The sequence below is a fragment of the Neoroseomonas rubea genome (assembly GCF_016106015.1).
Lineage (GTDB): Bacteria > Pseudomonadota > Alphaproteobacteria > Acetobacterales > Acetobacteraceae > Neoroseomonas > Neoroseomonas rubea.
Genome location: NZ_JACADQ010000248.1, coordinates 1 through 6,285 on the forward strand (window position 1 = coordinate 1; position 6,285 = coordinate 6,285).

Sequence of the window (6,285 nt, forward strand, 5' to 3'; positions counted from 1 at the left end):
CCGCCGCGCTAAGGCCGACGATCCCCGGCCCGGGGCAGTGCCTCGGGCCGGGCGCCGGCGGCGCGCGCGACCGCGCCCAGTCTGCATCCGCGTCTGACGCGCCAGTGTACGGCGCGAAGCCAAGGGCCGCGGATGCGGCCCGAAGAGCGTCTCAGGGAACAATTGAAATGGTGGGCGCGACAGGGATTGAACCTGTGACCCTTCGCGTGTGAAGCGAATGCTCTACCGCTGAGCTACGCGCCCGACCAGGGAGCGGCGAAATACGAGCCACTGTCCCTGCCTGTCAAGCCGCGCCGCGCCCTTGCTTCGCCGCCGGCCCGGCCCATTCTCCCGAAGGTGAGAACGCGCGCCGCCGCCGCCGCCCTGCTGAGCCTCGTCGCCCTTGGGACGACGCTTGGCGCGCGCGCCAATCCGATCGACGCGGACTATGCGGTCAGCCAGGCGGGCATTCCCGTCATGGACATCCGCATCAGCTTCGACATAACGGGCGAGCGCTACCGGCTGACAAGCATTGCCCGCGCCCGCGGCCTCGGACGCCTGTTCCTCCCGCGCGAGCAGGTGGCGGAAGCCGAAGGCGGCCTCGCGGGGCGGGAGGTGCGCCCGCTACGCTATCGGACAGACGGCGAATGGCGCGGCGCGCCGCGGCGCACGCTGCTGGAATATGTCGGCCGGACGCCGCGGCTGGCGGTGCTGGAACCCCCCGAAGGCCCCGACCGCGTGCCCGTCCGGCCTGAGGAGCGGGAGGGCACGATCGACGCCCTTTCGGCGCTTGTGCTCCTCGCGCGGGATGCAGCGGCCACGGGGCGCTGCGACCTTTCAGGAGCCGTGTTCGACGGGCGCCGGCGGCTCGAATGGCAGTCCCGGACCATCGGTACCGCGCGCCCACCGGTGCCCGGATTCCGGGGCGACGCGTTGCGCTGTGCGCTCGAAAGCCGGCTCGTTGCCGGTTTTCGCGCCGGCGACGATCCGGCGCGGGCGGGGCAGCCGCGGCAAGCGGAGGCCTGGCTTGCCGTGCTGGGCGCGGGCCAGCCGCCGTTGCCGCTGCGCGTGGAATTTCCGTCGACCTTCCTCGGCGCCTTCCGGATGGACCTTGTGCGGCTCAGCCCGTCAGTCCGTTAGCGCGGCGACGAGTCGCGGCAGGTCGGACGGCGCGGCGGCGATCGGCGCACCCGCGGCCATTTCGGCTGGCCCATAGCCCCAGCCTGCGAAGATGCAGCGCAGGCCTGCCCCGCCCGCCGCGCGCACGTCGTTGCTGTGGTCGCCCACCATCAGCGCCGCACCGGGCGTGCCGCCGGCCGCGGAGATCGTCGCCAGCAGATGCCCCGGGTCGGGCTTTCGGACCGGGAAGCTGTCGCCCCCGCCGACTGCCGCGAAGCGCACAGCCAGCCCGAGCGAAGCAAGCAGAGCGCGCGCCGGTCCCTCGGGCTTGTTGGTGCAGACGGCGAAGCGCCAGCCGGTCCCGGCGAGGCTGTCCATGGCAGGCGCTATGCCCGGGAAGGGTGCGGTCAGGCGCGCCTGGCTGATGTCCTTATCGGACAGGAACGCCTCGAGCGCTGCTGCCTCGAAGGCTCGTCCGCGACCGCCGAAGGCACGTTCGAGGAGCACGCGCGCGCCGTCTCCGATCATCGACTTGACCGCCGGGAGGTCATACGGCGCAAGCCCGCGGGCAAGCAGGACGCGGTTCAGCGCAGCGTGAATGTCGGGCGCGCTGTCCACCAGCGTGCCATCGAGATCGAAGACGAGCAGTCGAGACATATGTCGCGCGTAGGCGAGGGGGCGCCTTCGCGCAAGCCGTACCGCATTCATCTTTCGTCAACCGTCGCGCGTCAGTCTCATGCCATGATCGAAACGATTTCGGCGCCCGCCGAACCCAGCCTGGGGGACATCGACCCCGCCTTCGTCGCGCGCTTTCTGGCAGGGATGCCGCCCGATCTCGCCGCGCGCTTCGACGCGCGCATGCTGTTTGCCGTCCAGCAGCGTGTCGAGCCCTGGAACGGCGTCGAGCGCCGGCGCGGGGCCCAGCTGCGGCTGCGCCTGCCCGGGGGCCCATGGCGGCTGAGTCTGGTACGGGAACGATCCGACCACCGCACGATCCCCCCCGTGCGCAGCGCGATGGCCGGGGCATTGCTGGGCGCTGTCGGTGCCGCGGCGGCGATCCTGGCGCTGGTCTGACAGCGTCCGGACACATCCGGCAAAGCAGTGTGACCCCGCCGGGGTGGACGCGGCACACCCGCTCGCGTTACCGGGAGGAATGTCCTCTGCCGCCATCATCCTCGCCGCGGGTCTCGGGACCCGCATGCGCTCCACCCGCCCCAAGGTGATGCACCCGCTCGCCGGGCGGCCGATGATCCGCCACCTGCTCTCGGCCTGCGAGGCGCGCTTCGGACGCATCGTCGTGGTGGTGGGACCCGACATGCCGGAACTCGAGCGCACGGTCGCGCCCCATGGTGTCGCGGTGCAGCGGGAGAGGCTAGGGACGGGGCATGCCGCGCTCCAGGCCGCGCCGCTGCTCGGCGGCCACGATGGCGACGTCGCCGTGCTCTACGGCGACAATCCGCTGGTATCGGAGGCGACGATCGGCCGGCTGCTCGCCGCGCGCGCCGAGGCCGACCTCGTGCTGCTGGCGATGCGCCCCGCCGAGCCTGGCCGCTACGGCCGGGTCGTGACGGGCGCCGACGGGATGGTCGAGCGCATCGTCGAATGGGCCGACGCCGATGAGGCTGAGCGCGCGATCGGCCTCTGCAACGCGGGTGTGGTCTGCGCACGTGGACCGGAGCTGGTGCGCTGGCTCTCGGCCGTGAAGAACGACAACGCCAAGGGCGAGTACTACCTGACCGACGTGGTCGCGCTGGCGCGCGCGGAGGGCAGGCGCGTCCGCGCCGTCGAGGCGCCGGAGGCCGAGCTGCGGGGGATCAATTCCCGTGCCGAGCTCGCGGCGGCCGAGGCCGTGCTGCAGGGCCAGCTGCGTGCCGCGGCGCTGGATGCCGGCGTCACGATGCAGGCGCCGGAGACGGTCTTCCTCGCGCACGACACACGGCTATCGCCCGACGTGGTGCTGGAACCGCATATCGTCTTCGGACCAGGCGTGACGGTCGAGGAAGGCGCGATGATCCGCGCCTTCAGCCACCTGGAAGGCTGCGTCGTGAACCGGGACGCGATCATCGGCCCGTATGCGCGGCTGCGCCCCGGGACGGTGGTCGAACCGCGCGCCCATGTCGGCAATTTCGTCGAGCTGAAGGCGACCACGCTGGGGCCTGGGGCCAAGGCCAACCACCTGAGCTACCTTGGCGATGCGACCATCGGCGCGGGTGCGAACATCGGCGCGGGCACCATCACCTGCAACTACGACGGCGTGAACAAGCATCGCACCGAGATCGGCGAGGGCGCCTTCATCGGCAGCGACACGGCGCTGGTCGCGCCCGTGAAGGTGGGTGCACGGGCGCTGGTCGGCGCCGGCAGCGTGATCACCGCGGATGTGCCGGACGACGCGCTGGCCATCGCGCGTGGACATCAGGCCGTGAAGCCGGGGCGGGGATTCAAGGGGAAGGGGAAGTAGCGCGATGTGCGGAATTGTCGGCGTCGTCGGACGCGAGGCGGCGGCGCCGCGCATCCTGGAGGCGCTGCGGCGCTTGGAATACCGCGGCTACGATAGCGCCGGCATCGCCACTCTGGTCGAAGGCCGGATCGAGCGCCGCCGCGCTGAGGGTAAGCTCAACAACCTGGCCGCAGTGCTCGACGCCAATCCGCTGCCCGGTACCACGGGCATCGGCCATACGCGCTGGGCGACGCATGGCGCACCGACCGAGCGCAACGCGCACCCGCACGGCACGTCGAGGGTGAGCGTCGTGCACAACGGCATCATCGAGAACCATGCCGAGCTGCGCGCGGAGCTCGAGGCGAAGGGCCATGTCTTCGAGACGGAGACGGACACCGAGACCTTCGCCCGCCTGGTCGACCAGCATCTGGCCGAAGGCATGCCACCCGAGCAGGCGGCCTCCGTCGCGCTGAAGCGCGCGCACGGCGCCTATGCGCTGGCGATGGTCTTTACCGGCCACCCGCGAACGCTGATCTGCGCGCGGCAGGGCGCACCGCTCGCCGTGGGTTTCGGTGACGGGGAGATGTTCGTTGGTTCGGACGCGCTTGCGCTGGCACCGCTGACGCGCCGCATCGCCTATCTCGACGAAGGCGACTGGGCCGTGGTGGACAGGGACGGCGCCCGCTTCTTCGACGTCGCCGACCGCCCGGTGCAGCGGGAGATCCGCCTCACCTCCGTCTCGGGCGCCGCGACGGGCAAGGGCAACTACCGCCACTTCATGGAGAAGGAGCTGCACGAGCACCCGGTGGTGCTCGGCGACACGCTGACGCAGTACCTCGATCCGCGGACGCGGAGCGTCTCCCTGCCGCCGCTGCCCTTCGACCCGGCCGTGGTACCGCGCATCACCATCACCGCCTGCGGCAGCGCCTTCCTGGCGGGGCTTGTCGGGCGCTACTGGATCGAGCAGCTGGCGCGCATCCCGGTCGATGCGGATGTGGCGAGCGAGTTCCGCTATCGCGAACCGCCCTTGGCGCCCGGCGGCGGCGCCGTGCTGGTCAGCCAGTCGGGCGAGACGGCGGACACCATGGCTGCCCTCCGCCTGTTGCGGGAGCATGGGCAGAAGGTGCTCTCCGTCGTGAACGTGCCCGAAAGCAGCATGGCGCGGGAGAGTGACGGGGCCGTGCTGACCGTCGCGGGGCCGGAGATCGGCGTCGCCTCCACCAAGGCCTTCACGGCGCAGCTCGCGGTCCTCGCCTGCCTCGCCATCGGCTTCGGGCGTGCGCGCGGGACCATCAGTGCCGAGGACGAGGCGAAGCTGACCGCCGCGCTGATGGAAGTGCCCGGCAACGCGGCGGCGGTGCTGGAACGGGACGGTGAGATCCGCGCCATGGCGGCCGAGGTCGCCAAGGCGCGCGACGTGCTGTTCCTCGGGCGCGGCACGCTCTTCCCGATCGCGATGGAAGGGGCGCTCAAGCTCAAGGAGATCTCCTACATCCACGCCGAGGGCTATGCGGCCGGCGAGATGAAGCACGGGCCGATCGCGCTGATCGATTCCGCCGTGCCCGTCATTTCGCTCTGCCCCTCCGGACCGATGTTCGAGAAGACGGCGTCGAACCTGCAGGAAGCCGCGGCGCGCGGCGGGCGCATCATGGCCTTCACCGACGATCTCGGCGCCGATCGGCTGAAGGCCTTCGCCGAGCGGGTGGTGGTGCTGCCGCGCGTCGGCGCCTTCTCGGCGCCCATCCTGCATGCCATCCCGGTACAGCTCCTCGCCTACCACGTGGCGGTGCTGAAGGGGACGGATGTGGACCAGCCGCGCAACCTGGCGAAGAGCGTTACGGTCGAATAGCGCCGGATTGACAGTCGCACGTTGCTTCGGAAGGGTTGCGGAACACCGCGCCCGCCGGAGAGACGCGTGACCTTCCTGCCCGTCGTACCACTGCGCCCCGACGCGCCGCAGCGGCGCATTGCCTACCATCCCGCCCGCCCGCTGCTGCGCCCCTTCGCGCCGGCGCGCTCGCAGTTCCGCGCCGGCACCTCCTCCCCGCGCGCCTTCCTCGAGGACTGCATCGCGGCGATCGCGGCCGATGAGCCCGCCATCGCCGCCTTCGTCACGCAGGACATGCCCGCCGCGCGCCGTGCGGCCGACGCATCCGCGGCGCGCTGGCGCGACGGCTGCCCGCTCTCGCCCATCGACGGCATGCCCGTGGTGGTCAAGGACATGATCGAGATGGCGGACCTGCCGACGCAGATGAACAACCCCGTCTTCGCGGGCTGGCAGGCGCGACGCGACGCGGCCGGGGTGCTCGCGCTGCGGGAGGCCGGCGCCGTCATCCTCGGAAAGACGGTGACGACCGAGTTCGCGTGCGGAAATTCCGGCCCGACGCGCAATCCCTACGACACGACGCGCACGCCGGGAGGATCCTCGAGCGGATCCGCCGCTGCGGTGGGGGCGGGCATGGCTTCGCTCGGCCTGGGCACGCAGACCCACGCCTCCACCATCCGCCCCGCCGGCTATTGCGGCGCCTATGCGCTGAAGGCGAGCTTCGGCGCGCTTCCGGTCGGGGGCCTCGCGCCGCTCGCGCCGACGCTCGACCACCTCGGTATCATCGGGGCGAGCCTCGAGGATGTCTGGGCGGGGGCGATGGCGATCGCGCGGCGCGCCGGCGGCACGCCGCCGCATCCCGGGCTGGCGGGGCCGGAGGAAGCGCCTGCGCCCAGGGCGCCGCGCGCGCAAACAGGTCCTGGAT

The 6,285-nt window shown here is 71.8% G+C and carries 6 protein-coding genes and 1 tRNA gene; 5 read left to right on the forward strand and 2 right to left on the reverse strand.

Annotated features, from left to right (window positions below; translation table 11 throughout):
* Window positions 1-168 precede the first annotated feature (168 nt).
* Window positions 169-243 (reverse strand) — tRNA-Val (locus HW577_RS18455).
* Window positions 244-336: 93 nt separating this feature from the next.
* On the opposite strand from HW577_RS18455, the gene HW577_RS18460 reads away from it, so the two are divergent.
* Entirely contained in the window at window positions 337-1,119 is a 783-nt protein-coding gene (locus tag HW577_RS18460; protein ID WP_198377611.1) for a DUF3108 domain-containing protein, read from the forward strand.
* Here the strand turns inward: HW577_RS18460 and HW577_RS18465 are convergent.
* A complete protein-coding gene (locus HW577_RS18465) occupies window positions 1,108-1,755 on the reverse strand; it encodes an HAD family hydrolase (RefSeq protein WP_198377612.1) in 648 nt (215 codons plus the stop codon). The two genes, HW577_RS18460 and HW577_RS18465, sit on opposite strands and share 12 nt — an antisense overlap.
* On the opposite strand from HW577_RS18465, the gene HW577_RS18470 reads away from it, so the two are divergent.
* The 4 genes from HW577_RS18470 to HW577_RS18485 form a co-directional block, all read left to right on the forward strand.
* Window positions 1,756-2,172 (forward strand): hypothetical protein, encoded by a 417-nt coding sequence (locus tag HW577_RS18470; protein WP_198377613.1) that lies wholly within the window; start codon window positions 1,756-1,758, stop codon window positions 2,170-2,172.
* A gap of 79 nt (window positions 2,173-2,251) precedes the next feature.
* Window positions 2,252-3,556, forward strand: coding sequence for a bifunctional UDP-N-acetylglucosamine diphosphorylase/glucosamine-1-phosphate N-acetyltransferase GlmU (glmU, locus tag HW577_RS18475; RefSeq protein ID WP_198377614.1), 1,305 nt, complete (start codon window positions 2,252-2,254; stop codon window positions 3,554-3,556).
* 4 nt (window positions 3,557-3,560) lie between these two features.
* Complete coding sequence (glmS, locus tag HW577_RS18480; protein WP_198377615.1) at window positions 3,561-5,384, forward strand: glutamine--fructose-6-phosphate transaminase (isomerizing); 1,824 nt, start codon at window positions 3,561-3,563, stop codon at window positions 5,382-5,384.
* 66 nt (window positions 5,385-5,450) lie between these two features.
* Window positions 5,451-6,285 (forward strand): amidase family protein (locus HW577_RS18485; protein WP_332837759.1); only part of this gene is annotated, 835 nt, incomplete at its 3' end.

Coding starts and splice junctions, on each gene's coding strand:
- glmU (WP_198377614.1), top strand. CDS start 2,252: ATGTCCTCTGCCGCCATCATCCTCGCCGCGGGTCTCGGGACCCGCATG.
- HW577_RS18470 (WP_198377613.1), top strand. CDS start 1,756: ATGTCGCGCGTAGGCGAGGGGGCGCCTTCGCGCAAGCCGTACCGCATT.
- glmS (WP_198377615.1), top strand. CDS start 3,561: ATGTGCGGAATTGTCGGCGTCGTCGGACGCGAGGCGGCGGCGCCGCGC.
- HW577_RS18465 (WP_198377612.1), bottom strand. CDS start 1,755: ATGTCTCGACTGCTCGTCTTCGATCTCGATGGCACGCTGGTGGACAGC.